The following is a 25957-nucleotide window of genomic DNA, read 5'->3' on the forward strand; positions in this document are numbered from 1 at the left end:
ATTAAAAGTTTAATCTAAACCATCAATTTTAACAGATCTATTATTTAATTCATTTTCATAATTAAATATTAAATCTATTTTCTTTTTAAAGTTTTCTTTTTTTATCAATTCGGGCCACTCAATGAGTGTTATCGTATTTTGATTTTTATCAAATAGATCTAAATTTTTAACTTCAGACTCATCTTTTAATCTAAATAAATCATAGTGTTTAATCACTAAATTATCTGCCTCATACTCATTCAGTAAATTAAAAGTTGGACTTGTTACTTCAGAAATTATTAAATTTTTTTTTGTTTGAAATTGATTAATTAAATATTTTACAAAAGTAGTTTTTCCAACTCCCATTTCTCCGTACAAAAAAATTACTTCCCCACCTTTTAGATAGTTTGAAAAATCATTAGCTAATTCTTTGGTCGTCTCTTCTGAAGATATATCTATTATGCTATTTTTAATAGCGATAGGCATCTGGTTTGAAAGGACCCTCAGTCCCAACACTTATGTAATCTGCTTGTTCTTTGGATAGTTTAGTAAGCTTAGCACCAACTTTTTTCAGATGAAGAGTTGCAACTTTTTCATCTAAATGTTTTGGAAGTACGTAAACTTTATTTTTATAATCTTTATAGTTATTCCAAAGTTCAATCTGTGCAATTACTTGATTTGTAAATGACGCACTCATTACAAAACTTGGGTGTCCTGTTGCACATCCTAAATTAACTAACCTTCCCTCCGCTAAAAGAATAATTCTTTTTTTACTTGGTAATTCTATTTCATGAACCTGGGGTTTCACTTCGCTCCATTTATAATTTTTCAAAGCCTCAACCTGAATTTCATTATCAAAATGACCAATGTTGCACAAAATCGCCCTGTCTTTCATATCTCTCATGTGATCAGCTGTAACAATATCTTTATTTCCTGTAGCTGTAACGACTATATCTGCTCTACTAACAGCCTCTTCCATCAATACTACTTCATAACCCTCCATTGCTGCCTGTAGTGCGCAAATTGGGTCTGCCTCTGTAACTAGAACTCTTGCTCCGCTTTGTCTTAACGATGCTGCACTTCCTTTGCCTACGTCTCCAAAACCTGCAACGATCGCAATCTTTCCTGACATCATGACATCAGTTGCTCTTCTAATACCATCTACTAAACTTTCTCTGCAGCCATATAAGTTATCAAATTTAGATTTTGTGACAGAGTCATTCACATTAATTGCAGGGATCAAAAGAGATTCATCTTTTTCCATTTTATTTAAAGCTTTTATTCCAGTGGTAGTTTCTTCCGAAACTCCTTTTATATCTTTCATTAAATCTTTGTATTCATTGTGCATGATTGAAGTTAAATCACCACCATCATCTAATAGCATATTTGGTTTCCAATCAGACTTACCAACAATAGTTTGTTTGATGCACCAAAGGTATTCTTCTTCTGTTTCTCCTTTCCAGGCAAAAACAGGTATTCCAGCTTTTGCAATCGCAGCAGCTGCATGGTCTTGAGTTGAAAATATATTACATGATGACCATCTAACATCAGCTCCTAAATCAACCAATGTTTCTATTAAAACAGCTGTTTGAATTGTCATATGCAAACAACCGATAATTCTTGCACCTTTTAAGGGTTTGGTTTTAGAATATTCCTCTCTAAGAGCCATTAATCCTGGCATTTCACTTTCAGCTATCGAAATTTCTTTTCTACCAAATTCAGCTGACGATATGTCTTTAACTTTAAAATCTTCCATGGAAATGTTTTATACAGTTAACAATGAATTAATCAAGTTTAGATTAGACGCTTGGAAACCTTATTTCTACTATTGCACCATCTCTATCAAGTCGATTAGATGCTAAAATTTTGCCCTCATGAAGATCAACTAAATTTTTGACAATGTTTAATCCCAAACCTGAGTGCTCACCAAACTTATCTGGTCTATTACTATAAAATCTTTTAAATATTTTAGCTGTATCTTTCTCTTTAAATCCTTGTCCTTCATCAGTAACTTTGACTATAACAAACTTATCTAAAGTGGTTGCCACATTTACAAAAATATTTCCTCCTTCTTTGCAAAATGAAATTGAATTATCTAACAAATTAGCAATTATTTGCTCAATTCTATTTTCTATACCTTTGATAATATATTTTTTCTTATCATCATTTTCATAATTGATCTTAATATTTTTTTTAACTTTTTGAATGTTATTATAATCATCAACAACAGATTTAATTATTGGCTCTATATTGATTTCTTTCATTTTTTCTTTGCTGAGAGCAACTTCATCTTTTAACATTTGAGAATAATCTGTTATCAATCTTTCAATTCTTAAAACATCATGACTTAGAATATTTAGTAATTTTATTCTTTGTTCTGAATTATCTGTATCTTGAAGTATTTCAGAAGCACTTTTTAAAGATGCTAGTGGGTTTCTGATTTCATGTACTAAATCTGTTGAAAAATTTTCAGCATGAGCAACTCTTTTCTGAAGTTCATTTGTCATATCATCCAATGAGTTTGATAGAAGACCTAATTCATCATTACGACCCTTTAGACTTTCAATATTTGTTTTTGTCTGACTTTTTTCTTTAATAACTTTTGTATAACTTACTAGATTTTGAATAGGTTTAATAAAATATCTACTTAAAACAAAAGAAAAAATTAGAATGACAAAACCAACTGCAATTGCCGTTCTAATTACAAATGCTTTTCTTTCATTTGTTGCTGTTCTTATTTCAATAGCATTTTCTGTAATGGCAATAAATCCAACGTTTGATCCGTCTTTAATTACATTTCTGATTGTAATTAATTTAAATTGATTTAGGTCCTCCTGTGTAAATGTATAAGAATTTCCATACTCGTCAGAATTTAAATATTCATTTAAGATATTTTCAAAAGACAAGGATTTAGTTTCAACCAAACTTAAATTTTCATTTTCATCATTTTGATTTTCTTCATCATTGTTTAAGCTCTCAAATTCAATTTCATCTAATCTTGTTGAAAAAGACCTTGGGTCTAAATCCAATGTATCTGTATCTCCAATAAGATTTAAATTATTATCAAAAAAAATAACTCTATCTAGATTTTGAAATATAAATCTAGTCGAAAATAAAAACTTTCTAATATCATAAACGTCAAATTTTATATCCAGTCTTATAAGAGTATTAATTGTATTATTAATAACATTTATATGTTTTATAGATTTCTTTTTGATCAAATTTGGTTGAACATTACTTAAATAAATAAAAGTAAATAACCCAATAATGGTAAAAATTATAAAATTTATAAATAAAAATTTTTTTAATATAGATATTTTTTTTAGGTATTTACTAAACATCAGCTAACATTCCATCTATATCCACTACCATATCTAGTTTCAATAGCTGAAAAATCAGGATCAACTTTTTTAAATTTCTTACGAATTCTTTTAACATGACTGTCTATAGTTCTGTCCTCGATATCGGTGTCTTCTCTATAAGCAATATCCATTAATTGTGCTCTTTCTTTAATAATTCCAGGTCTTTTTGCTAGCTCTTTAACAATTAAAAATTCTGTTGTAGTTAATTTATCTGGTAATTGTTTATTGTTCCATTCACATTCAAGTTGAGATGGGTCCAATTTTAGTCTTCCATGTGTAATTAAACTTTTATTTTCTTCTAATGTGGTATTGGAGTCTTTTTTTCTCAATTGAACTCTAATTCTCTCAACAAGAACTTTAATTGAAAAACCTCCTGATTTTTTAACAAAGTCATCAGCTCCTAATTTTAATCCTAACAGTTCATCAATTTCATCATCTTTAGAGGTCAAAAAAATTACAGGAAGAGATGTTTTTTTTCTAAGTTTCTTGAGCAATTCTTCTCCATCCATTTTAGGCATCTTTATATCAACTACTGCTAAGTCAGGTGGAGTTCTAGTTAAACCAATTAAAGCACTTTCTCCATCTATATAAGTTTGAACTTTATAACCCTCTTTTTCTAAAGCTATACTTAAACTAGTTAGGATGTTTCTATCATCATCTATTAGAGCTATAGTTTGTTTATGCATTACCTATATAGAAATACTAAATTGTTCTAAATTGGGCAATCTAATAAAATTAATGAAGTAATCCCCAATTATCTCCAACATTTACATCAACAGTTAATGGTATGGAAAATGAGTGATAATCACTTTTTGTAACGCTAGTCATTTCTTCTTTGATTAATTTAACCATTGTTTTTTCATCTTTTATTGGTACCTCAAATATTAATTCATCATGAATTTGTAATAACATTTTCGATTTTATTTTTTTTTGTTCTAATAGTTTCTTATTCAACCTTATCATTGCTAAACGCATAATTTCTGATGCTGAGCCTTGTATGGGAGCATTAATTGCAGCTCGTTCTTGAAAATTTCTAACGTTAAAATTTTTATCATTAATTCCGTTAAAATGAGATCGTCTTCCAAAAATATTATTCACATAACCACTTTTTCTACAAAACTTAATTGTACTATCCATATAAACTTTTATCTCTGGAAATTTAGCAAAGTATGCATTTAGAAATTCTTCAGCTTCGTAATTTGAAACATTAATCTGCTTTGCTAAACCATACTGTGAAATTCCATAAATAATTCCAAAATTAATTGCTTTGGCTTTTCTTCGATGATCTTGATTTACTTGTTTAATACTTATGTTGAAAATCTGACTAGCTGTTAATGAATGAATATCTTCATTATTTTTGAAAGCTTTTTTTAGTTCTTTAACATCTGCAAGATCTGCTAAAATTCTCATTTCAATTTGGTTATAATCTGCTGAAATTAATAAATGGTCTTTTTTGGCGGTAAAAGCTTTTCTAATATCTTTACCATCTTCTGATTTGATTGGAATATTTTGTAAATTTGGATCACTAGATGCCAATCTGCCAGTCGTAGTAGCCGCTAATAAGAATGAAGTATGTACTCTTTTTGTATTTGGATTTATATGTTCGGGCAAAGAATTTGAGTAAGTATTTTTTAGTTTTGATACTTGTCTCCAATCTAAAATTAATTGTGGAAATTCATGTCCTTTAAAAGCTAAATCCTCTAAAACACTTGCACTTGTTGCAAAACTACCTTTTTTTGTTTTTTTTAAACCTGCAATCTTAAGATCGTTATAGATTATTTCTCCTAATTGTTTGGGTGATGCAATATTAAATTCTTTTTTTGACATTTTAAAAACCTCTTTTTCTAGATTTTTTATTTTTTTTTCAAATTTTAAAGAAAGTGATTTCAAAAATTTGCTATTTACTTCAATTCCCTCCATTTCCATGAAAGCAAGTATCTTGATCATTGGTTTTTCAAATATTTCATAAATATTTACTAATTTTTCTAATTTTAAATTTTTGATAAATTTTTTGTACAATCTAAAAGTAATATCAGCATCTTCAGCCGCATAATCTTTAGCTTTATCAACTTCTACTTCACTAAAATTAATTTCTTTCTTTCCGGTTCCTACAATTTCTTTAAAAGAAATTGTTTTGTGACCTAAATGAATTTCAGACAATGTATCCATGTTATGTCTGTTTTTTCCTGCATCCAAAACATAAGACATTAGCATTGTATCTTCCATTGAGGAAATTGTTATCCCTTGTTTGTATAAAACAATAAAATCAAACTTAATATTTTGACCTATTTTTTTAACACTAGGATCTTCCAGTAAAGATTTGAGTTTTTTAATAACAATATCTTTTTTAATACATTTTGATGATTTGTGTCCAATGGGGATATAACAAGCTTTACCAACTTTTGAACAAAGAGAAATGCCGATTAAATCTGCTTGATGCGGATCTAAAGAATTTGTTTCTGTATCTACAGCAACCTCGCCAACTTCTTCTGCTTCTTTTATCCATTCATCTATTTCATCAGGACTAGTAATTAGATGATAATTTTTATTATTTATTGATTGGTGCTTTTCTAAATTTTTTTTATCATCAAGAATACTAGATAATTTAGGTTCACCATATACTGAAATAACAGAACTTAATAATCGGTTAAATTCCATTTCTCTTAAAAAAGAATAAAGTTTGTCTTTGTCTATATCTTTCAATCTAAACTCACCTATGTCTTTATTAATTGGCACATCTTGCATCAATGTTACAAGTTTTTTACTGATCAATGCTTTATCTTTATTTTCTATTAATGTTTCTCTTCTTTTGTTTTGTTTTATTTCATCAGCTGACTTTAGAAGTTTTTCTAAAGTTCCATATTTATTAATTAATTCAGCCGCTGTTTTAACCCCTATCCCGGGAACACCTGGAACATTGTCACTACTATCTCCAGCAAGAGATTGAACGTCTATTACCTTAGAGGCATCTACTCCAAACTTAGTAAAAATGTCTTCTTCTGAAATAAATTTATTTTTCATAGGGTCAAAAATACGAACACCTTTTTTATAAAGCTGCATTAAGTCTTTATCTGATGAAACAATTGTGACCTTTGCACCTACCTTAAGTATTTTTTCAACATAAGTTGCTATTAAATCATCTGCCTCATAATTAAGAAGGTCTACTGAAGGAAGGTTAAAAGCTAAAACAGATTTTCTTATATATTTAAATTGAGGGGCTAAATCATCAGGTGCTTCAGATCGATTAGCCTTATAATCACTATAAATATCGTTCCTAAATGTTTTTCTAGCTGAGTCAAAAATTACAGCAAAATGAGTTGGTTTTTGTAAATTTTGTTCTGACTTAGAATCTTCAAGTAGTTTGAAGAGCATACTACAAAAACCACTAACTGCACCTGTTGGCAACCCATCACTTTTTCTAGTTAGTGGAGGTAACGCATAATAAGCTCTAAAAATATATCCTGAGCCATCTATAAGGTAAAAATGATCTGTTTTTTTAATTTTATCCATTAAAATATTGCCAAATATTACAGTGGTTATAAAATCTGTATATAAAAAATTTACTTTTCTTAACAACAATAATTATAGCTAGATTATTTTAATGTTTAATAGTATCTTTCACCTTATGGAGCTTACTAAAAATATATCACAAACTAGAGTAATTAAATCACTGCTTGCAATAATACTCGGGTCTTTAGCTTTAACTATATCAGCTAAAATTAAGATTCCTTTTTATCCAGTGCCAATGACAATGCAAACCTTTGTAGTTTTATTTTTGGGAGTAAGTCTTGGATATAAAATTGGATTAGCAAGTGTTGGGCTATATTTGCTTGAGGGAATTGCTGGATTGCCTGTTTTCTCCAACTCTCCCGAAAAAGGTGTTGGATTAATTTACTTTACTGGTCCTACAATGGGATATTTAATTGGTTTTTTAACTGCAAGCTATTTAACATCAAAGATAAATAGCAAAGACAATTTTTTACTAGTTTTAGCAAAACTTACGATTGCAACTTCAACTATCTATTTATTGGGGTTATTATGGCTTGGAACTCTTATAGGGTGGGATAAGCCCATTTTTGCTTTAGGAGCTAAACCTTTTTTATTAGCTGAAATTTTTAAAATTATACTCTTAGCTTTATTAACAAAAAAAATTTTAAAAATTAAAAGTTTTATCTAGGTGATCTTTTAGAAAGAATTCTTTGAAGAGTTCTTCTGTGCATTTTTAATCTTCTTGCAGTTTCAGAAACATTTCTATTACATAATTCAAATACTCTATGTATATGCTCCCATTTTACTCTGTCTGCAGACATCGGATTTTCTGGGGGGGCAGCTTTTTTTGCAGGGTCCGCAAGTAATGCCATTTCAACATCTTCAGCATCAGCTGGTTTTGCCAAATAATCTATTGCACCTTCTTTGATCGCGGCAACTGCGGTTGGAATATTTCCATAACCAGTTAGCATAATTATTCTACTTTCAGTATTTGTAGCTTGAATTTCTTTTACAACCTCTAGTCCGTTTCCATCTCCAAGTCTTAAGTCTACCACTGCAAAACCAGGTTTCTTAGTTTTAACAGATTCAACTCCTTTTTGTACACTTTCAGCTTGAGTAACCTCGAATCCTTTTTTTTCCATTGCTCTAGCCAATCTTTCTCTAAACGGGTTATCATCATCAACTATAAGTAGAGATTTGTTCCCAAAATCGTTAATATTTTTAAGGACTACTTGTTCTTTCATTAGCTTAATATGGTGATTAGCTAATATAATTCAAGACCTATTATTTGCTTTACATTATTAATCTATGGGCTTATCAGGAGGAAATTTTAAAGTTTTTTAGTAATAAAAAGCTTTTTTTTATTAAATTTTTTTTGGAGGCATTTTTGATGCAAAAATTTAAATCAGTTGAACAGATAATAAATCAGCTGAAACCTGAAAAACCGATTTATTGTATAAGAAAGAATTCTATTCGTTCTGCAGTAACATATTTTAAAAAAAACTTTCCTGGTAAAATTCTATATGCGGTAAAAACAAATCCACATCCTGCTGTAATCCAAACAATTATAGATGGTGGTGTAGATCAATTTGATGTCGCTTCTATAGAAGAAATTAAAAGTATTAGAAATTTTAGCCAAACAGTAAAATGTTCGTATATGCACACGGTAAAAAGTAGAGAAAGTATTAAAGAAGCTTATTTTAATTATGGAGTTAAAACATTCTCATTAGATACTAAAGATGAGTTGATAAAAATTATTGAAAGTACAAACAGTGCAAAAGATTTAGAATTATTTGTAAGAGTTGCAGTTTCTAACGAACATGCTGAAATAGATTTATCAAAAAAATTTGGTGCATTGAACTCAGAGGCAGCAGGACTATTAAGATTAGTTAAGCAGCATGCAAAAAAAATTGGGCTAAGTTTTCATGCTGGTTCACAATGCATGCATCCAATTTCATACTCAAAAGGTATTAATGAAATAGGAAATATAATTAAAAAAACAAAAATTTTACCAGATTACATTAATGTTGGTGGAGGATTTCCAACAATTTATCCTGACTTAATACCTCAATCTATGGACAGCTATTTTAATGAAATTAAAAAAGGATTAGAAAACTTAAAGCTTGAAAGATTACCTGAAATTATTTGTGAACCAGGAAGAGCCCTGGTTGCAGAAAGTGGTTCTACAATTGTAAGGGTTAATCTAAGAAAAAAACAAAAACTTTATATAAATGATGGTACTTATGGAACTCTATTTGATGCAGGAACTCCTAATATAGTATTTCCATCTAAAATGATTAAAGACAATACAAATAAAATAATATCAAAAAAATTAACTGCTTTTGATTTTTTTGGTCCAACATGTGATAGCATGGATTATATGAAAGGTCCTTTTCTTCTTCCTAATAATATCAAAGAAAATGATTACATTGAGCTTGGCCAACTAGGTGCTTATGGTTTAACATTTAGAACTCAGTTTAATGGTTATTATTCAGATGAAATATTTGAAGTTGAAGATAAATCAATCATGACAATGTATGACAAAGATATTAACAAAGCTACTTTAGTTGCTTAATGTCAGATCATAAAAACCCAGGTCATAATAGTAAAAAAGACTTTTTAAAAAATCCTGTTGAGCATATAGATATCACTTCGTTCGACTCTCGAAAAATAATCTCTTCAATGGAAAAAATGTCCTTTGTTTCAAGAGAAACAGCTAATGCCGCAAATATTTATAATGACATGCTTAAAGATAAAGATTGTACTATATTTTTAACTTTAGCTGGTTCTACATCAGCTGCTGGATGTATGAATATTTATAAAGATTTAGTTAAATATAATATGGTTGATGCAATTGTTGCAACTGGGGCCTCTATAGTAGATATGGATTTTTTTGAGGCACTTGGATTTAAACATTATCAAGGCTCACAATTTCAAGATGATACGGAACTTAGAAATAATTATATTGATAGAATATATGACACATACATTGATGAAGAAGAGCTTCAGATGTGTGATAAAATTATCTGTGATATTGCTGATACTTTAGAACCAAGAAGTTATACATCTAGAGAATTTATTTATGAAATGGGAAAATATTTAAAGAAAAATTCAAAAAAGAAAGACTCTTTAATTGAAACAGCCTTTGATTGTAATGTGCCAATTTTTTGTCCAGCTTTTACAGATTCAAGTGCTGGTTTTGGTTTGGTGATTCATCAAGAAAAAAATCCAAAACAACACATGACCATAGACTCTGTAAGAGAATTCAGAGAACTAACAGAAATTAAAATTAAATCTAAAGGGTCAGGTCTATTCATGATAGGCGGAGGTGTTCCAAAAAATTTTATACAGGATACCGTAATTTGTGCTGAATTATTAGGTAAAGAGGTTGATATGCATAAATATGCAGTTCAAATAACAGTAGCAGATAGTAGAGATGGTGCTTGTAGTAGTTCAACTTTAAAAGAGGCAAGTTCTTGGGGTAAAGTAGATATTACAAAAGAACAAATGGTATTTGCAGAAGCAACAAGCGTATTACCTTTAATTGCAAGTGACGCTTATCATAGAGGTGAGTGGAAAAATAGAGATAGAAAAAACTTTACAAAAATTTTTAAATAAAATTGAAATATCTTTCTAATAAAAATGGATTTTTAGGAATTGACAATAAAGTTGATTTCAAAGAAAAAGTTGTTGTAGTTCCATTTGGTCTTGAAAAAACAGTTAGTTACGGTGGAGGAACAAAAAATGGACCTAAAGAAATTATCAAAGCTTCACATCAAGTAGAACTGTATGATGAAGAACTAAGTTGTGAGCCATACAAAAAAATAGGTATTAAAACATTAAGACCTTTTAAGATAGACAAAAACATCAAAAAGGCACTCTCAAAAATGTCTAAAATTAATAAGGAAATTTTAGATAAAAAACTTTTTCCTATGACGTTTGGTGGAGAGCACTCAATAACACCTGGATGTATTGCTCCTTTTACTAAAAAATATAAAAATATTTGCTTACTGCACTTTGATGCTCATGCAGATTTGCGTGAAAGCTATAATGGAGAAAAGTTCTCACATGCCTCAGCTATAAAAAGATGTTTGGACTACCCAAATGTTTCGTTAATTTCTTTTGGTATTAGAAATATATCAGAAGGAGAAATTCCTTTTTTAAAAAAGAACTCATCAAGAATCAATATATTTTGGGCAAAAGATAAAAATAAATGGAATCTTAATAAATTTAAAAAATTAATTAAAAACAAAACAGTTTATCTGACTTTTGATGTTGATGGTTTAGACTCGAGTATAATGCCAGCAACTGGAACTCCTGAGCCAGGTGGATTGTTATGGGATGAAACTTTAAATATTATTAGAATAGCAGCAAAAAACTCAAAAATTGTTGGTGCAGATATAAATGAATTATCACCAATAAAAGGCTTTAACTCATATAACTTTCTTGTAGCAAAACTAGCTTACAAAATTTTATCTTATAAGTTTTTGTATTAAATTTAAATTGGTTTACTAATTTTAAGTAAAATTTTAAATGGTATAAGCATTACTAAGGATACAAATAATTTTACTGCTAGATCACCCAATGACAATGTTATCCAAGGTACTCCTGTTGCATAGAATGAAATCGAAAAAAATAGAAAAGTGTCCACTGTAGATCCAATAACAGATGAAGTTAAAGGGGCTATAAACCACTCTTTTTTTCTTAGACGGTCAAAAATTTGAATATCTAATAGTTGCGCTGTAAGAAAAGCAATTCCAGATCCAATGGCAATTCTTATAGAAATTAAATCAGCAAAATTAGTTGAAAATAAAAGTGTAAAAATAATTCCTATACAAAATCCAAAATATACAATCTTTCTAGCAACAAATTTACCATAAAATCTATTGGCTAAGTCTGTAATCAAAAAGGCTACTGGATAACTAAAAGCTCCATAAGTTAGAATTTCACTTAATCCATAATAATTAATTGGAAATTGGACAAGATAATTTGAAGATAAAACAACTACTCCCATCAAAACTGACAGGGTAATAAAAAGTTTGCTCATTAAGCAGTTTTAACTACAGGCTTTTTTTTAAATGGAGATTTAATTAAAATACTTTTTTTTAATTTCTTTAATCTTGGGGACAGATTTTTGTTTTTAACTGCCTTGAGAAATTCATCGAAACTACCTTTTTTATCAACAGATCTAACGCCAGAATTGCTTACTGTTAACTTTAGACTTCTCTTCATTAGTTCACTTGTAAATTTTACTTTTTTTAAATTTGGTAAAAATCTTCTTTTAGTCTTGTTATTGGCATGACTAACGTTGTGACCCTTCATTGGGATTTTACCGGTTAATTCACATTTTTTTGACATAATAATAGTGCTTATATAAGGGGAGATGTGGAAAGCGTCAAGTTTAATAGATTTAAGATAGAGATTTATTTCCTACAATTTCTGTATAATTTTTAACTCCATCTCTAATTAATAATTCTTTTAGGTCTTTTTTTATAATTCCTGCAATATTTGGTCCTTTAAAAACCATCCCTGTATATAGCTGCACATAATCTGCGCCAGCTGTTAACTTTTCATAAGCTGACTTACCAGAATCAACCCCACCAACACCTATAATTTTTATTTTTCCTTTTAATAATTTATAAAATCTATTTATCAAAATATTAGATTTTTCTTTAATTGGTTTTCCAGACAAGCCTCCTTTTTGATGTCTTTGTATGTCACTCAGTTTATCTCTTGTGGCTTCTGATGTGTTTGAAATGATGATTGCTTTTATTTCATATTCTAAAAGAATTTCAGAAATTAAGTTAACTTGATTTTCATTTATATCTGGTGAAATTTTAACAGCAATAGGAATATTTGATTTTAAATTTTTTTTTTCTAACATAATAGACTTAAGCAAATCTTGTAATTTATTACCTTCATGAAATGTTCTTAAATTTTCAGTGTTTGGTGATGAAATATTGATTGTTATATAGTCTGCGTCATCATAAAAAGTTTTTAATCCAATTAAATAATCATTCAGTCTATCGTTAGAGTCTTTATTGGGTCCAATGTTAATACCAAGTAAACCCATCTTGTTATTACGCTTAATACGATCTTTAACTATTTCGGCACCATGATTATTAAAGCCTAGCCTATTAATTAATGCTTCATCTTCAACTAATCTGAACACTCTAGGTTTAGGATTTCCATATTGTTTCAAAGGAGTAATCGTTCCAACCTCTACAAATCCAAATCCCAATTTAAATAATGAGTTGTATACCTCTGCATTTTTATCAAAACCAGCCGCCATTCCAATTGGGTTATCTAAATCTTTGTCAAAAATTTTTGTTTGAAAAATAGGATCATTTTTACTTTCATCAAATAAGTTAGGAATTAAATTAAATTTTAATGATTTTATTGCTAAAGTATGTGCTTTTTCAGGATCTACTTTAAATATTAGCGGTCTTAATTTAGAAAACATTATTTTAATTTATTTATTAACAACTCGGTTGTTTCTTTTACACCAAAAAAACTTATAAAAAATCCCATTCGAGGTCCATTTTCATCACCAAAAACTACCTCATATATTAATTTGAACCAATCTCTTAAGCTATCAGTATAACCATTTTCCTTTCCAGTGGCATAAATCAAAGTTTGAATATCTTCTGGGGACATTTCATCTGTACATTTTTCAAGAGTTTTCACTAATGCTTCAAGAGCTAGTTTTTCTGACTCATTTGGTATTTTATATTTTTTTTGTGATTTAATTACATCATTAAAATATTTAATTGCATAACCAACTAGGCCATCAAAAATTGGAAAATTTTTTTCAGTAATATCTGATTTATATTTTTTAACAAACTTCCATAACAAATCCTTGCTATCAGCATTACTTGTTTCAACTAAATTAAGTAACATTGAAAATGTCATAATCATTTCTTCTTTTGGAATGTTGCCATTGTGTACGTGCCATACAGGATTCATTAATAACTGTAGCTCATTTTGTTTTTTGGATTTTTCAATACAATCTAAATACTCATCAACGGCTTTAGGTACTATTTCTTTATATAACTTTTTTGCTCTTTTTGGATTTTGATACATGTACAAGGATAAGCTTTCTGGTGATGCATATTCCAACCATTGATCAATCGTTATCCCATTTCCTTTTGATTTAGAAATTTTTTCACCTTTTTCATCTAAAAATAACTCATATGCAAAACCAGATGGATTTTTCTTTCCTAATAAATTTATTATTTTTGTAGATAAAATTGCACTTTCAATCAAATCTTTTCCATACATCTCAAAGTCTACATCTAATGCGTACCATCTCATTGCCCAATCAACTTTCCATTGCAATTTACAATTCCCATCCAAGATACTTGACTCTAATTTTTTTCCTTTATTATCAAAAATAATATTTGATTTTTCTTTATTAATTTCGATAACAGGAATTTCTAAAACATGTCCAGTCTCAGGACAAATTGGTAAAAATGGACTGTAAGTTTGTTGACGCTCCTTACCTAAGGTTGGAATAATAATATTCATAATTCCTTCATAATTTTCTAAAATTATTTTAAGTGTTGGATTAAAGAATCCGCTTTTATAAAGTGATGTAGAGCTTTGGAAATTGTAATTAAATTTAAAACTATCTAAAAAATTTTTTAACATTTCATTATTATGCTCACCAAAACTTCCAAATTTTTCAAATGGATCAGGAACTTTAGTTAGCGGTTTATGGAGGTTATCTTTCAACAATTCTTGATTAGGGACATTGTCTGGCACCTTTCGTAAGCCATCCATATCATCAGAAAATGTTATTATTTCAGTTGGAAGATCTGATAGTTGCTTTAAAGCATTTACCATCATTGATGTTCTTGCAACCTCACCAAATGTTCCAATATGTGGAAGACCACTAGGTCCATAACCTGTTTGAAGGATAATCTTGCCTTTTTTTTCTATAAAAGACTTTCTTTCTCGAAGTAATTTTTTTGCTTCTACAAAAGGCCAAGCACTAGTTTTGTCTAAATTTTCTTTTTTAATCATGAATTATGCTTCTAAAAATCTTAAATCAGTGATTTTACTAATTCTTATAGAGTTGAAATTTATTTACCATAAAATAATGTTCTTTCAAAATGTCTAATTATAAAACTGTTTTTTTTACCCTGGGAATTTTACAAATAATTCTTGGTGTATTCATGTTCATACCTATTTTTGTACAATTTGCTTACTCTGAAATAGACTCCTCATTTTTTGGAGCATCAATTGTTACTATAATTTTTGGAACTTTATTTTTTTTATCAAATTTAGATCATGACAAGAAATTAAATTTACAGCAGGCCTTCTTGCTCACTGCTCTTTCTTGGTTAAGCATAGCAATTTTTGGGTCTCTTCCTTTTATATTTTCAACGATCGAACTATCAGTTACGGATGCTTTTTTTGAAAGCATGTCTGGTATAACAACCACTGGATCAACTATTATCTCTAATTTAGAATATACTCCAAAAGGAATTTTATTATGGAGAGCCATTCTACAATGGCTTGGAGGCATCGGTATTATTGTCATGGCTATAACTTTAATGCCAATAATGAACGTCGGTGGAATGCAGTTGTTTAAAATTTCTAGCAATGATTCTGGAGAAAAAATACTTCCAAAATCTAAAGAGATAGCTCTGAGATTAATCTATATATATTCAGGACTGACTATAATGTGTGCGTTGACTTATTGGGTATTTGGAATGAACAAATTTGATAGCTTAACACACTCAATGACTACAATAGCAACCGGTGGTTTTTCAAATTATAACCAATCAATTGGTTACTTTAATAGTATTCCAATAGAAATTTCATCAATGATATTTATTATCTTGGGAAGTTTGCCTTTTATTGCTTACATTAAATTTATAAGTGGAAATAGAAAAATTTTTTTAACAGATATTCAAATAAAAACTTTTTTAAAAATTATAATTGCAACTGTAATTATCTTATCAATTTATTTATTAATAAATAATAATGGTAATTTTAGTTTAAGATCAGTTTTTTTTAATACCATTTCAATATTAACTGGGACTGGTTATGTAAGCGCTGAATTTGATGGATGGGGTAGTTTTCCATTAACTTTATTTTTAGCCCTAATGTTTATAGGTGGTTGCGCAGGTTCAACCACATGTGGAATTAAAATCTTTAGAATTCAAATTTTATATTTATTTATATCAAATCAAATTAAAAAAATTATTTATCCAAAAGGATTGTTTATGATTAAATATGATCAAAGTTCTGTGGATGATAAATTCATTGCTTCAATAATTTCTTTTATTTATCTTTACTTTGTAATATTTTTTATACTAACTGCATTGTTATCTTTGACAGGTCTTGATTTTATCACTGCAATATCTGGAGCAGCTACTTCAATTTCAAATGTTGGGCCAGGATTAGGTCCCATAATTGGTCCTAATGGAGATTTTTCATCTTTACCTGATATTTCTAAATGGGTCTTAACTATTGGAATGATTTTAGGTAGACTAGAACTCTTTGCAATATTAGTATTATTCCTACCATCATTTTGGAGAAACTAAAAATGCTTGAAATAAAAAAACAATCTTTATCAGAAACTTTTTCAGTTTATCTAGACAGAAGAATGTTTAGAATATTATTGCTTGGAGCTATCTCTGGCTTTCCATGGGTTTTAATAGGAAGTAGTTTAAGTTTATGGCTTAAAGAAGAGGGTTTAAGTAGATCAACAATAGGTTGGGCAGGATTAATATTTGGTGTTTATGCTTTTAACTATTTATGGGCACCTCTAATAGATAGGCTACGGATTCCATATCTAACTAAAAAACTTGGCCACAGAAGAAGTTGGATATTATTAATGCAAGTTGCAATTTTAGTTTGTTTAATTGTTTGGAGTTTTATAAATCCAACTGAAAATTTAGCACTACTAATTACTGTTGGTTTAGTTATTGCTATAGCTTCAGCCACACAAGACATAACTGTAGATGCTTTAAGAATTGAACAAATTGATGAAAATGAGGGAAAATCTATGGCTGCTGGTGCTGCAATGGCAGTTGTTGGTTGGTGGAGTGGATATAAATTGGGAGGCGTAATAGCTTTATTTACTGCTGAGTACTTCCAAAATTTAGGAATTGTAAATTATTGGCAATCAACGTTTTTAATTTTGGGAATTATAGTAATTTTAATGAACATTGGTTTAATGTTTATTCATGAACAAGATTCAAATACTAGGAAAGTTAATCAAGAAGAAACGGATAAGTTAATCCAAAATAAGCTGGGTTCACAGAACATTATAACAAAAATTATAGCTTGGATAAGTGGAACTCTTGGGGGACCTGTAGTTAGTTTTTTTAAAAAAAATGGTTTTTCTATTGCAATAGGTATTTTAGGTTTTGTTTTTTTGTTTAAGATTGGTGAGGCATTTTTAGGTCGTATGTCGATTGTCTTTTATAAAGAAATGGGTTTTTCGAAGGGAGATATTGCAATTTACTCAAAAACTTTGGGATGGATAACTACAGTTATCTTTACATTGCTTGGTGGACTTTTTGTAATCAGATCTGGAGTTTTAAAAGCAATGTTTCTTGCAGGAATATTAATGGCTGCAACTAATTTACTGTTTACCGCATTAGCATGGAGTGGAAAATCAGAATTATTATTTGCGGTTGCTGTAATTTTTGATGATATAGCTGCAGCTTTTGCGACAGTTGCTTTTGTGGCTTTTATTTCGCTACTAGTAGATAGAACGTATACAGCAACTCAATATGCACTACTTGCTTCAATTGGAACTGCCGGGAGAACTACACTAGCTTCATCATCTGGAGCTTTGGTTGATTGGCTAAATGGAGATTGGGGTACATTCTTTATTTTAACTGCAATTATGGTGATTCCCTCTTTGATCTGCTTATGGTTTATTAAGGATAAACTTAAACTTCGTGAAAAATAATTTTTTTTATAAAAGTCAATTTTCAAATATTTATAAAAAATCTTCTAAACTTTCAGAAGTAACATCTCAAGTTTTATATGGAGAAAGATTCAAAATTTTATCAAAAAATAAAAATTGGATCAAAATAAAATCTTCATTTGATAATTATGTGGGCTACATTAAAAATGAAAATTACTCAAATAAACATAATCCAAGCCATAAAGTTTACAATTTAAAAGCTACTATTTTTAGTAAGCCAAATAAAATAACTAAAAAATTTTTGCCTTTTGGATCAAAAGTTTCAATAATTAAGAAAAATAAAAATTTTGTAGAATTTGAAAATAATAAATGGCTTAAAAAAAGTGATTTAAAAAAGATAAATCACAAAGAAAAAGATTTTGTAAAAATATTAAAATTATTTTTAAAAACTAAATATATATGGGGTGGTAAAACATATAAAGGAATAGACTGCTCAGCTTTATTACAATTGTTTTATTATTATAATATGTCCTTTTACCCTAGAGATACAAAAGACCAAATAAAATATACAAAAAAAAGTACTAAAAGAAAAATATTTAAAAAAGGAGATATTATTTTCTGGAAAGGTCATGTAGCAATATGTATTGATTCTAAAAAATTAATTCATGCCTATGGCCCTGAGAAAAAAGTTTTAATTATGTCAATCACAAAGACAATAGAACGAATTAAAATAACAGCAAATCTAACTGTAAAAAAAATATCCTCTATTAAATATTAATTTCTACCAAAGTCAGGTTTATTAATATCTTGTTTCAACTTAATAATTTTTGATCTTACTTTTTTAGTTTGGATTAATTTTTTTAAGATTGATTTGTTATTTTTAGAATTAATATCTTTTTTAAAAGAATTTAAGTTTTTGATAAATAAATCAATAGCTCTTGAGATATTTTGCTTATTATTAAAGAATATATCTCTCCACATAATTTCATTTGAAGCTGCTATTCTTGAAAAATCTCTTAAACCACCCGCACTATATTTGATCAAATCAAAATTTTGTATTTTTTCAAAATCTTGTGCTGATTTCACTAAATTATACGCAATTAAATGGGGAAGATGACTAGTTATAGAAAAAATTTTATCATGCTTTTCAGGTGTCATAACAACCACTTTTGAACCAATTTTCCTCCAAAAATTACCCAGCATCGATAAATGTTTTTTCTTGGTACTTTTTTCTTTTATTAGCACACACCATTTTTTTTCAAATATATCATGCTTACCATGTTCTGGCCCACTTACCTCAGAACCGGCAATTGGATGACTTTGAGTCCAACATACATCTTTTCTTAAAAATTTTTTAATAATCTTAGAAGACTCTAATTTTGATGAACCAACATCTGTAATAATAGTTTTTGTTAATAAAAATTTATTCATTTTAAGAATAAGATTTTTATATTCACTCATTGGTGTGCATAAAATAATTAAATCTGATTTTTTTACACCTTCCTCTAATCTTTTAACAATTATTCCAGGAAGTTTTAATCTTTTAATTTTTGCAATACAGGACTTTGATTTTTCATAAATATAAATTTTATTTGCTATTTTTTTTTTTGAATTCGTCTCAATAAAGATGATCCCAACAAACCACATCCAATAATTAAAATTTTTTTCATGTTAATTTAATATTTTTTTTACAGCATTCATAAATGCTAAATTTTCACTTTTAGACCCAATAGTTAATCTCAATTTATTTTTAATGCGATAACCTTCTTCAGTAGATCTTACAATAATTCCTTTTCTTTTCAATTGTTCATAAAAATATTTAGCTCTAAATTTACATTTTTCAAAATCTAATAACAAAAAATTTGCAGAGATAGAATTTGAAAAAATATTATACTTTTCAAGATAAAACTTGATCTTCTTAGCAAAATACAAGTTATGCCTTACTGAACGTTCAATAAATTTTTTATCTTTTAGTGATTCTGTTGCGGCTAATTGTGCAAGATGACTAACATTAAATGGGGCTTTAATAACATTTAAAGCATCAATTATTTTTTTTGGTCCATGGCCCCACCCCACTCTTAATGAGGCTAATCCAAATATTTTAGAAAATGTTCTTAGTACAAAAACATTATCTTTATTTTTAAATAAATCTAATCCTGATGAGTAATCTCTATTTTTCATATATTCTGCATAAGCATCATCCACTACTAATAAAATATTTTTATTTAATTTTTTTCTAAGTTCCAATATTTCTTTTTTTGTCAGATAAGTTCCTGTTGGATTGTTTGGGTTTGCTAGAAAAACAATTTTAGTTTTTTTATTTACTTTCTTAAGTATTTCAGCACTTGAAACTTTAAGTTTAACTTCTTTAGCAAAAATAACTTTGGCACCAACAATTTTCGTATAAATTCTATACATCAAGAAGCTGTATTGAGGGACCACAACCTCATCTTTTGGCTTTAAAAATAACTGACATATCATTTGAATAACTTCATCAGATCCTGCTCCACATATAATTTTATTAGAATTACATTTGTATTTTTTTGATATCTCTTTTCTCAAAATATCAGATTTACCATCTGGATATCTCTCTAGGTTTAATTTTTTATTTGATATTATCTTAATTGCTTTGGGACTCATTCCTAAAGCTGACTCATTGGCTGATAATTTTACTATTTTTTTTAATTTTTTAATTTTCGATTTACCAGGCTTATATGCTTCAATATTAAAATTTTTAAATTTTGGAGTGGTCATTTTTTTTAGTTTATGAGTTCTTTATAGATAAAATTATAAATTTTTACACAGAATAAGACACTTTTTAAAAAAATTGACATAATAAATAACTTCTTGTACAAAATTTATGCGCTGATTTAACTGAATTGCGAGCGCTTAAAAAAAACCGCTAAAATTGTTTTTTTTCTCTCAATTCAAATAATGTCACTTATTATGAATACTGAGAAAAACTTAAAAACTTTGATTGTTAAAAAACCACTTAAACTAGATTGTGGAAAAACTATCAATAATTTTCCAATTGCGTACGAAACATATGGTTCTTTAAATGAAAAAAAAGATAACGCTATTTTAGTTTTTCATGCACTAACGGGCGATCAATTTGTAACTGGCTTAAACCCAATTACAAATAAAGATGGTTGGTGGTCATATGCAGTAGGCCCTGGTAAAGCAATTGATACTAATAAATATTTTGTAATATGTTCAAATGTAATTGGTGGATGTTTGGGTTCATATGGACCAAGTCATAAAGATCCTGATACACAAAAAATTTTTGGTACAAATTTTCCAGTAATTACAATTAATGACATGGTTAATGCTCAATACAATTTGCTTGATCACTTAAATATAGATAAACTTTTTTCAATTACTGGTGGTTCAATGGGAGGTATGCAGGTTCTTCAATTTATTAGTAATTTTCCAGATAAAGCAAAAACTGTAATACCAATTGCATGTACGTCTAGTCACTCTGCTCAAAATATTGCATTCAACGAACTTGGTAGACAGGCAATTGCTGCTGATAATAATTGGAATGAAGGAAATTATAGTTCTAAAAAATTAATTCCTAATAAAGGTTTGGCTGTTGCAAGAATGGCTGCTCATATCACATATCTTTCAAAAAAAGGTCTTCAAGAAAAGTTTGGACGAAAATTACAAGAAAGAGAAGATCTTAAGTTTAGTTTTGATGCAGATTTTCAAATTGAAAGCTATCTTAGATATCAAGGATCAGTTTTTGTAGATAGATTTGATGCTAACAGTTATCTTTATATTACAAGAGCAATGGATTATTTTGATTTATATAAACAATTTAATGGTAATTTATCTGATGCTTTTAAAGAAACTAAAGCTAAATTTTTTGTAATATCATTTACTTCAGATTGGCTTTACCCAACTCAAGAAAATAAAGAAATTGTAATTGCTTTAAATGCTATTGGTGCTGATGTTGGTTTTGTCGAAATTGAATCAGACAAAGGACATGACTCATTCTTGCTTGATGTTCCAGAATTCTTAAGTGCACTTAAAAACTTTTTAGACAAATCATATACAAATAATTAATTATGAAAAATGAATTTAAAGTTATTGCTGATTTAATTGAAAAAGACACACGTGTTTTAGATGTTGGGTGTGCAGATGGTACTTTAATGAAATTTTTAAAAGATAATAAAAATATTGATATCAGAGGATTAGAATTATCTAAAGATAAAGTACAAGAATGTATTGCAAAAGGTCTAACAGTTATTGAAGGAAATGCTGAAAAAGATTTAAAACAATTTCCTGATAAATCTTTTGATTATGTTGTGTTAAGTCAAACGCTACAAGCATTTTTAAATCCTGAATTGGTTATTAGTGAATTATTAAGAGTTGGTAAAAAAGCAATAGTTACCATTCCCAATTTTGGTTATTGGAAAGTAAGATTACATTTATTAACTAAAGGAACAATGCCAATAACTAAAGCTCTACCTGATGAATGGTATAACACACCTAATTTACATATGTGTACAATTAAAGATTTTGTACATTTTGTAAAATCTAGAAACTTTAAAATTTTTAAATCACTGGCTTTAAATGATCAAAATGTTTCATTAATCAATAATACAAACCTTGGTATTAAAAACTTATTTGCTGATTTGGGTATTTTTTTAATAGAAAAATAATATGATTGTAGAAATAATTCCCTGCCTACAAGATAATTATAGTTATCTAATTATTGATGAAAATAATAATGCTTGTGTTATTGACCCTAGTGAAGCTAAACCAGTAATAGATTTGGTGGAGAGAAAAAAAATAAACTTAAAATATATTTTAAATACACATCATCATTATGATCATATTGGTGGAAATGAAGAGTTAAAAAAAAAATACAATTCAATAGTAGTTGGGTACAAAGATGACGCTGAAAGAATTCCTGGAATAAATGTTTTAGTAGAAAATAATCAAGTTTGGAAAAATGATAATTTTGAAGCAAAAATTATTCATATTCCTGGTCATACTACAGGCCATATTAGTTTTCATTTTTTTAATGAAAAACTAATCTTTACTGGAGATACATTATTTTCACTTGGTTGTGGAAAAATTTTTGAGGGTACTTATCAAGAAATGTTTGAGTCTTTAAACAAAATTAAAAGTTTGCCTGCAGATACTAAAATTTACTGTGGACACGAATATACACTTCAAAATTCTAAATTTTGCATTAAACATGATCCTGAAAATACTAATCTTCAAAACAAAATATTAGAAATTGCAAAAAAACATGAAAAAGCCCAACCCACAATTCCATCTACTCTAAAAGACGAAATAGAATGCAATATATTTCTCAGGGCAAAAAATGTTGAATCCTTTTCAAAATTGAGAGATTTAAAGGATAATTTTTAGTTAATTCGACTTGACTAAAACCTTGCTACAACTATATTGCGGTAACTTAAATTTAAATTCATACAATGTCATACGCAGTAATAAAAACAGGTGGAAAACAGTACAAAGTTAAAGCTGGAGAAATCTTAAAAATTGAAAAACTACCAGATTCAAAACCTGAATCTAAAATAGAATTTAATGAAATTCTTGCATATGGTGATAATAAATCTATAGAAATAGGTACCCCACATGTTGTGGGTGCTAAAGTAGAGGCAGATTTAATTGAAAATGGTAAAGATAGAACTATTTTAATCTTCAAAAAAAGAAGAAGACAAAATTCAAGAAGAAAAAATGGTCATAGACAACAACACACAATGATTAGAATTAATAAAATTTTTTCTAAAGATGGTAAAGTTTTATCTGAAGCAGAAAAAATGGTTAAACCAACTAAAAAAATTGACGCTGAAGTTAAGACAAAAGCTGAAGTAACAAGTAAATAAGCAAGGTAGATTATGGCAACAAAAAAAGCAGGTGGATCATCGAGAAACGGACGAGATAGTGCCGGTCGAAGACTTGGCGTTAAGAAGTATGGTGGTGAAGTAGTAATTCCTGGAAACATAATTGTTAGACAAAGAGGAACAAAAATTTTTCCTGGTGAAAACGTGGGAATGGGCAAAGATCACTCAATTTTTTCAGTTGTAAAAGGTAAAGTTGTATTCAAAAAAGGCAAGTCAGATAGAACAACGGTTTCAGTAAAACCCAATTAATAGTACAACTTAAATAGATGTTGTATTATGAAATTCCTAGATCAAGTTAAAATTTATATTAAAGCTGGAAACGGTGGTGATGGTTCACCAAGCTTCAGAAGAGAAAAGTATGTTGAGTATGGAGGTCCTGATGGTGGAGATGGCGGTAAAGGTGGATCAATAATTTTAAAAGCAGAAGAAAATCTTAACACATTAATAGATTATAGATATCAACAACATCATAAAGCTCAACGAGGAGAAAATGGTGCTGGTCAAAACCGTACAGGTAAAGGTGGTGATGATTTATTTTTAAAAGTACCTTTAGGTACTCAAGTTTTTGAAGAAGATAATAAAACTTTGATATTTGATTTTAATAAAAAAGGAGAAGAGTTTATTGTTGGTATTGGTGGCAAAGGTGGACTTGGAAACACAAGGTTTAAAAGTTCAACTAACAGAGCACCCAGAAAATTTACCAAAGGAGCTATTGGTGAAGAATTTACAATATGGCTTCAATTAAAAACTATTGCCGATGTTGGAATAATTGGATTACCTAATGCTGGAAAATCAAGCTTGTTAGCTGCTATAACAAATGCAAACCCAAAAATTGCAAATTATAGGTTCACTACTCTTAATCCTAATCTTGGAGTTGCTTCTTACGATGATAAGGAAATAACAATTGCAGATATTCCGGGTCTTGTAGAGGGAGCTCATGAGGGTGTGGGTCTTGGAATTCAATTTTTAAAGCATATTGAAAGATGTAAATCATTATTACATTTAATAGATATTACTAATTTAGATTTAAACGAATCGTATGAACAGGTTAAAAACGAATTAAGAAATTATAGTACAAAACTAGTAGATAAAAAAGAACTTGTGGTACTTAATAAAATTGACTTAATTGATGAAGACACTGCTAAAGATGTAATAGATCATTTTTCTAAAGGTAAAAATTGTGAAATAATGACCATGACAACTTTAGAAAAGGACTCTGTATCTAAAATCAAAGCAAAACTATTGTCATATGTATCTTAAAAACTCTAAAATAATTGTAATTAAAATTGGATCTTCCCTTCTAGTTGATAATAACAAAAAAGTAAGAAAAGAATGGTTATCTAGCTTTGCAAAGGATATCAAAAAATTAAAAGATAAAAATCAGAAAATAGTAATTGTGAGTTCGGGTGCGATTGCACTTGGATGTAAGAAAATGAATATAAATAAGAAAACAATTAAACTTGATAAAAGTCAAGCTATAGCCTCTATTGGTCAAATCGAATTGATGAATTTATTTTCTCAAACATTCAAAAAATATAAACTAAATATCTCACAAATTTTGCTTACTCTAGAAGATACAGAGGAAAGAAGAAGATCATTAAATGCAAAAAGAACTTTTGAAAATTTATTTGACCTTGGGTTTATTCCAATTGTTAATGAAAATGACACTATAGCTACTACTGAAATAAAATATGGTGATAATGATAGATTGGCATCTAGAGTAGCTCAAATTACTGATGCTGACACATTAATTCTTCTTTCAGATGTAAATGGTCTTTACACAAAAAATCCAAAAATTTTCAAAGATGCTAAATTAGTAAAAAAAGTAAATGATATAAATAAAGATTTGAAAGAAATTAATATTAAGGGTGTAAATGAATATGGTAGTGGTGGAATGCAAACCAAAATAGAGGCGGCAAAAGTCTGTCAATTAGCAGGTTGTAATATGGTTATTGCAAATGGACTTCACTTAAATCCTATTTCTAGAATAACTGAAAAAAATAATTGTACATGGTTTAGCTCTAAAGTTTCAAAACTTGATGCTAGAAAAAAATGGATCATAAGTTCAATTGCACCAAAAGGTTCTATTATAATCGATGATGGTGCAAAAAAAGCTTTAAGATCTGGAAAAAGTTTACTAGCTGCTGGAATAAAAAAAATCACTGGAAAATTTAATAAAGGAGATCACATAAAAATTCTTGATAGAAAAAATATAGAATGTGCTAGGGGTTTAAGCTCGTTTACATCAGAAGAAATAACTAAAATAATGGGACATCATTCAAATCAAATAGAAAAATTATTGGGTTATGTTTCAAAATCAGAAGTCATTCATAAAGATGATATGGTAGAAGTTTAAA

General features: G+C 28.6%; 26 protein-coding genes. 14 read left to right on the top strand and 12 right to left on the bottom strand.

What is annotated here, in order from left to right:
- Positions 1-9: 9 nt before the first annotated feature.
- The 5 genes from tsaE to polA are packed head-to-tail and all read right to left on the bottom strand — an operon-like array spanning position 10 to position 6851.
- On the bottom strand, positions 10-465 hold the full coding sequence (gene tsaE / locus ACIJYB_RS06530) for a tRNA (adenosine(37)-N6)-threonylcarbamoyltransferase complex ATPase subunit type 1 TsaE (RefSeq protein ID WP_435150724.1): 456 nt from the start codon (positions 463-465) through the stop codon (positions 10-12).
- Positions 449-1735 carry an adenosylhomocysteinase gene (gene ahcY / locus ACIJYB_RS06535; protein WP_435150726.1) on the bottom strand — a complete coding sequence of 429 codons (1287 nt, stop codon included), beginning with the start codon at positions 1733-1735 and terminating at the stop codon, positions 449-451. The genes tsaE and ahcY overlap by 17 nt, the downstream gene beginning before the upstream one ends.
- A gap of 43 nt (positions 1736-1778) precedes the next feature.
- On the bottom strand, positions 1779-3320 hold the full coding sequence (locus tag ACIJYB_RS06540; protein ID WP_435150727.1) for an ATP-binding protein: 1542 nt from the start codon (positions 3318-3320) through the stop codon (positions 1779-1781).
- Positions 3320-4027 carry a response regulator transcription factor gene (locus tag ACIJYB_RS06545; protein WP_435150729.1) on the bottom strand — a complete coding sequence of 236 codons (708 nt, stop codon included), beginning with the start codon at positions 4025-4027 and terminating at the stop codon, positions 3320-3322. Before ACIJYB_RS06545 ends, ACIJYB_RS06540 begins: the two co-directional genes overlap by 1 nt.
- 49 nt (positions 4028-4076) lie before the next feature.
- The gene (polA, locus tag ACIJYB_RS06550) at positions 4077-6851 is read right to left on the bottom strand and encodes a DNA polymerase I (RefSeq protein ID WP_435150730.1); all 2775 of its coding nucleotides are present in this window, start codon (positions 6849-6851) and stop codon (positions 4077-4079) included.
- Positions 6852-6966: 115 nt separating this feature from the next.
- Here polA and ACIJYB_RS06555 point away from each other — a divergent pair, with 115 nt between their 5' ends.
- Entirely contained in the window at positions 6967-7518 is a 552-nt protein-coding gene (locus ACIJYB_RS06555) for a biotin transporter BioY (RefSeq protein ID WP_435152560.1), read from the top strand.
- On the opposite strand, the gene ACIJYB_RS06560 is transcribed toward ACIJYB_RS06555, so the two are convergent.
- Positions 7511-8074 (bottom strand): ActR/PrrA/RegA family redox response regulator transcription factor, encoded by a 564-nt coding sequence (locus ACIJYB_RS06560; protein WP_435150732.1) that lies wholly within the window; start codon positions 8072-8074, stop codon positions 7511-7513. The two genes, ACIJYB_RS06555 and ACIJYB_RS06560, sit on opposite strands and share 8 nt — an antisense overlap.
- A 146-nt stretch (positions 8075-8220) precedes the next feature.
- Here ACIJYB_RS06560 and ACIJYB_RS06565 point away from each other — a divergent pair, with 146 nt between their 5' ends.
- From ACIJYB_RS06565 to speB, 3 genes are read left to right on the top strand one after another with little or no spacing between them, the layout of a single operon-like run.
- A complete protein-coding gene (locus ACIJYB_RS06565; RefSeq protein ID WP_435150733.1) occupies positions 8221-9405 on the top strand; it encodes a type III PLP-dependent enzyme in 1185 nt (394 codons plus the stop codon).
- Positions 9405-10448: a 1,9-bis(guanidino)-5-aza-nonane synthase gene (locus tag ACIJYB_RS06570; RefSeq protein ID WP_435150734.1), complete on the top strand. Its 1044-nt coding sequence runs from the start codon at positions 9405-9407 to the stop codon at positions 10446-10448. The genes ACIJYB_RS06565 and ACIJYB_RS06570 overlap by 1 nt, the downstream gene beginning before the upstream one ends.
- Positions 10449-10450: 2 nt before the next feature.
- The gene (speB, locus tag ACIJYB_RS06575; protein WP_435150736.1) at positions 10451-11326 is read left to right on the top strand and encodes an agmatinase; all 876 of its coding nucleotides are present in this window, start codon (positions 10451-10453) and stop codon (positions 11324-11326) included.
- A gap of 2 nt (positions 11327-11328) precedes the next feature.
- Here speB and ACIJYB_RS06580 read toward each other — a convergent pair whose 3' ends face one another.
- The 4 genes from ACIJYB_RS06580 to ACIJYB_RS06595 are packed head-to-tail and all read right to left on the bottom strand — an operon-like array spanning position 11329 to position 14855.
- On the bottom strand, positions 11329-11877 hold the full coding sequence (locus ACIJYB_RS06580) for a queuosine precursor transporter (protein ID WP_435150738.1): 549 nt from the start codon (positions 11875-11877) through the stop codon (positions 11329-11331).
- On the bottom strand, positions 11877-12188 hold the full coding sequence (gene rpmB, locus ACIJYB_RS06585) for a 50S ribosomal protein L28 (protein ID WP_435085686.1): 312 nt from the start codon (positions 12186-12188) through the stop codon (positions 11877-11879). Before rpmB ends, ACIJYB_RS06580 begins: the two co-directional genes overlap by 1 nt.
- A gap of 52 nt (positions 12189-12240) precedes the next feature.
- Entirely contained in the window at positions 12241-13293 is a 1053-nt protein-coding gene (locus tag ACIJYB_RS06590) for a quinone-dependent dihydroorotate dehydrogenase (protein ID WP_435150740.1), read from the bottom strand.
- Complete coding sequence (locus ACIJYB_RS06595) at positions 13293-14855, bottom strand: lysine--tRNA ligase (RefSeq protein WP_435150742.1); 1563 nt, start codon at positions 14853-14855, stop codon at positions 13293-13295. The genes ACIJYB_RS06590 and ACIJYB_RS06595 overlap by 1 nt, the downstream gene beginning before the upstream one ends.
- Before the next feature lie 89 nt (positions 14856-14944).
- On the opposite strand from ACIJYB_RS06595, the gene ACIJYB_RS06600 reads away from it, so the two are divergent.
- The 3 genes from ACIJYB_RS06600 to ACIJYB_RS06610 are packed head-to-tail and all read left to right on the top strand — an operon-like array spanning position 14945 to position 18499.
- Positions 14945-16384: a TrkH family potassium uptake protein gene (locus ACIJYB_RS06600; RefSeq protein ID WP_435150743.1), complete on the top strand. Its 1440-nt coding sequence runs from the start codon at positions 14945-14947 to the stop codon at positions 16382-16384.
- A gap of 2 nt (positions 16385-16386) precedes the next feature.
- The gene (locus ACIJYB_RS06605) at positions 16387-17763 is read left to right on the top strand and encodes an AmpG family muropeptide MFS transporter (protein WP_435150745.1); all 1377 of its coding nucleotides are present in this window, start codon (positions 16387-16389) and stop codon (positions 17761-17763) included.
- On the top strand, positions 17753-18499 hold the full coding sequence (locus ACIJYB_RS06610) for an NlpC/P60 family protein (protein WP_435150747.1): 747 nt from the start codon (positions 17753-17755) through the stop codon (positions 18497-18499). The genes ACIJYB_RS06605 and ACIJYB_RS06610 overlap by 11 nt, the downstream gene beginning before the upstream one ends.
- Here the strand turns inward: ACIJYB_RS06610 and ACIJYB_RS06615 are convergent.
- Together ACIJYB_RS06615 and hisC are read right to left on the bottom strand one after the other, a co-directional pair.
- Positions 18496-19368 carry a prephenate dehydrogenase gene (locus ACIJYB_RS06615; protein WP_435150749.1) on the bottom strand — a complete coding sequence of 291 codons (873 nt, stop codon included), beginning with the start codon at positions 19366-19368 and terminating at the stop codon, positions 18496-18498. The genes ACIJYB_RS06610 and ACIJYB_RS06615 overlap by 4 nt on opposite strands.
- 24 nt (positions 19369-19392) lie before the next feature.
- Positions 19393-20475 (bottom strand): histidinol-phosphate transaminase, encoded by a 1083-nt coding sequence (gene hisC, locus ACIJYB_RS06620; RefSeq protein ID WP_435150750.1) that lies wholly within the window; start codon positions 20473-20475, stop codon positions 19393-19395.
- A gap of 192 nt (positions 20476-20667) precedes the next feature.
- On the opposite strand from hisC, the gene metX reads away from it, so the two are divergent.
- From metX to proB, 7 genes are all read left to right on the top strand, one after another.
- Positions 20668-21786: a homoserine O-acetyltransferase MetX gene (metX, locus tag ACIJYB_RS06625; protein ID WP_435150752.1), complete on the top strand. Its 1119-nt coding sequence runs from the start codon at positions 20668-20670 to the stop codon at positions 21784-21786.
- Positions 21787-21788: 2 nt separating this feature from the next.
- On the top strand, positions 21789-22385 hold the full coding sequence (gene metW / locus ACIJYB_RS06630; protein WP_435150754.1) for a methionine biosynthesis protein MetW: 597 nt from the start codon (positions 21789-21791) through the stop codon (positions 22383-22385).
- Position 22386: 1 nt separating this feature from the next.
- Positions 22387-23103 (top strand): hydroxyacylglutathione hydrolase, encoded by a 717-nt coding sequence (gene gloB / locus ACIJYB_RS06635; RefSeq protein ID WP_435150755.1) that lies wholly within the window; start codon positions 22387-22389, stop codon positions 23101-23103.
- A 65-nt stretch (positions 23104-23168) separates the two neighbouring features.
- Positions 23169-23582, top strand: a complete 414-nt coding sequence (rplU, locus tag ACIJYB_RS06640) for a 50S ribosomal protein L21 (RefSeq protein ID WP_435150757.1) — start codon at positions 23169-23171, stop codon at positions 23580-23582.
- Positions 23583-23594: 12 nt separating this feature from the next.
- Positions 23595-23849 carry a 50S ribosomal protein L27 gene (gene rpmA / locus ACIJYB_RS06645; protein ID WP_435150759.1) on the top strand — a complete coding sequence of 85 codons (255 nt, stop codon included), beginning with the start codon at positions 23595-23597 and terminating at the stop codon, positions 23847-23849.
- 27 nt (positions 23850-23876) lie between these two features.
- Positions 23877-24860: an Obg family GTPase CgtA gene (gene cgtA, locus ACIJYB_RS06650; protein ID WP_435150761.1), complete on the top strand. Its 984-nt coding sequence runs from the start codon at positions 23877-23879 to the stop codon at positions 24858-24860.
- Complete coding sequence (gene proB / locus ACIJYB_RS06655; RefSeq protein ID WP_435150763.1) at positions 24850-25956, top strand: glutamate 5-kinase; 1107 nt, start codon at positions 24850-24852, stop codon at positions 25954-25956. The genes cgtA and proB overlap by 11 nt, the downstream gene beginning before the upstream one ends.
- Position 25957 lies beyond the last annotated feature (1 nt).

The organism is Candidatus Pelagibacter bacterium nBUS_44 (genome assembly GCF_051200895.1).
Taxonomy (GTDB): domain Bacteria; phylum Pseudomonadota; class Alphaproteobacteria; order Pelagibacterales; family Pelagibacteraceae; genus Pelagibacter.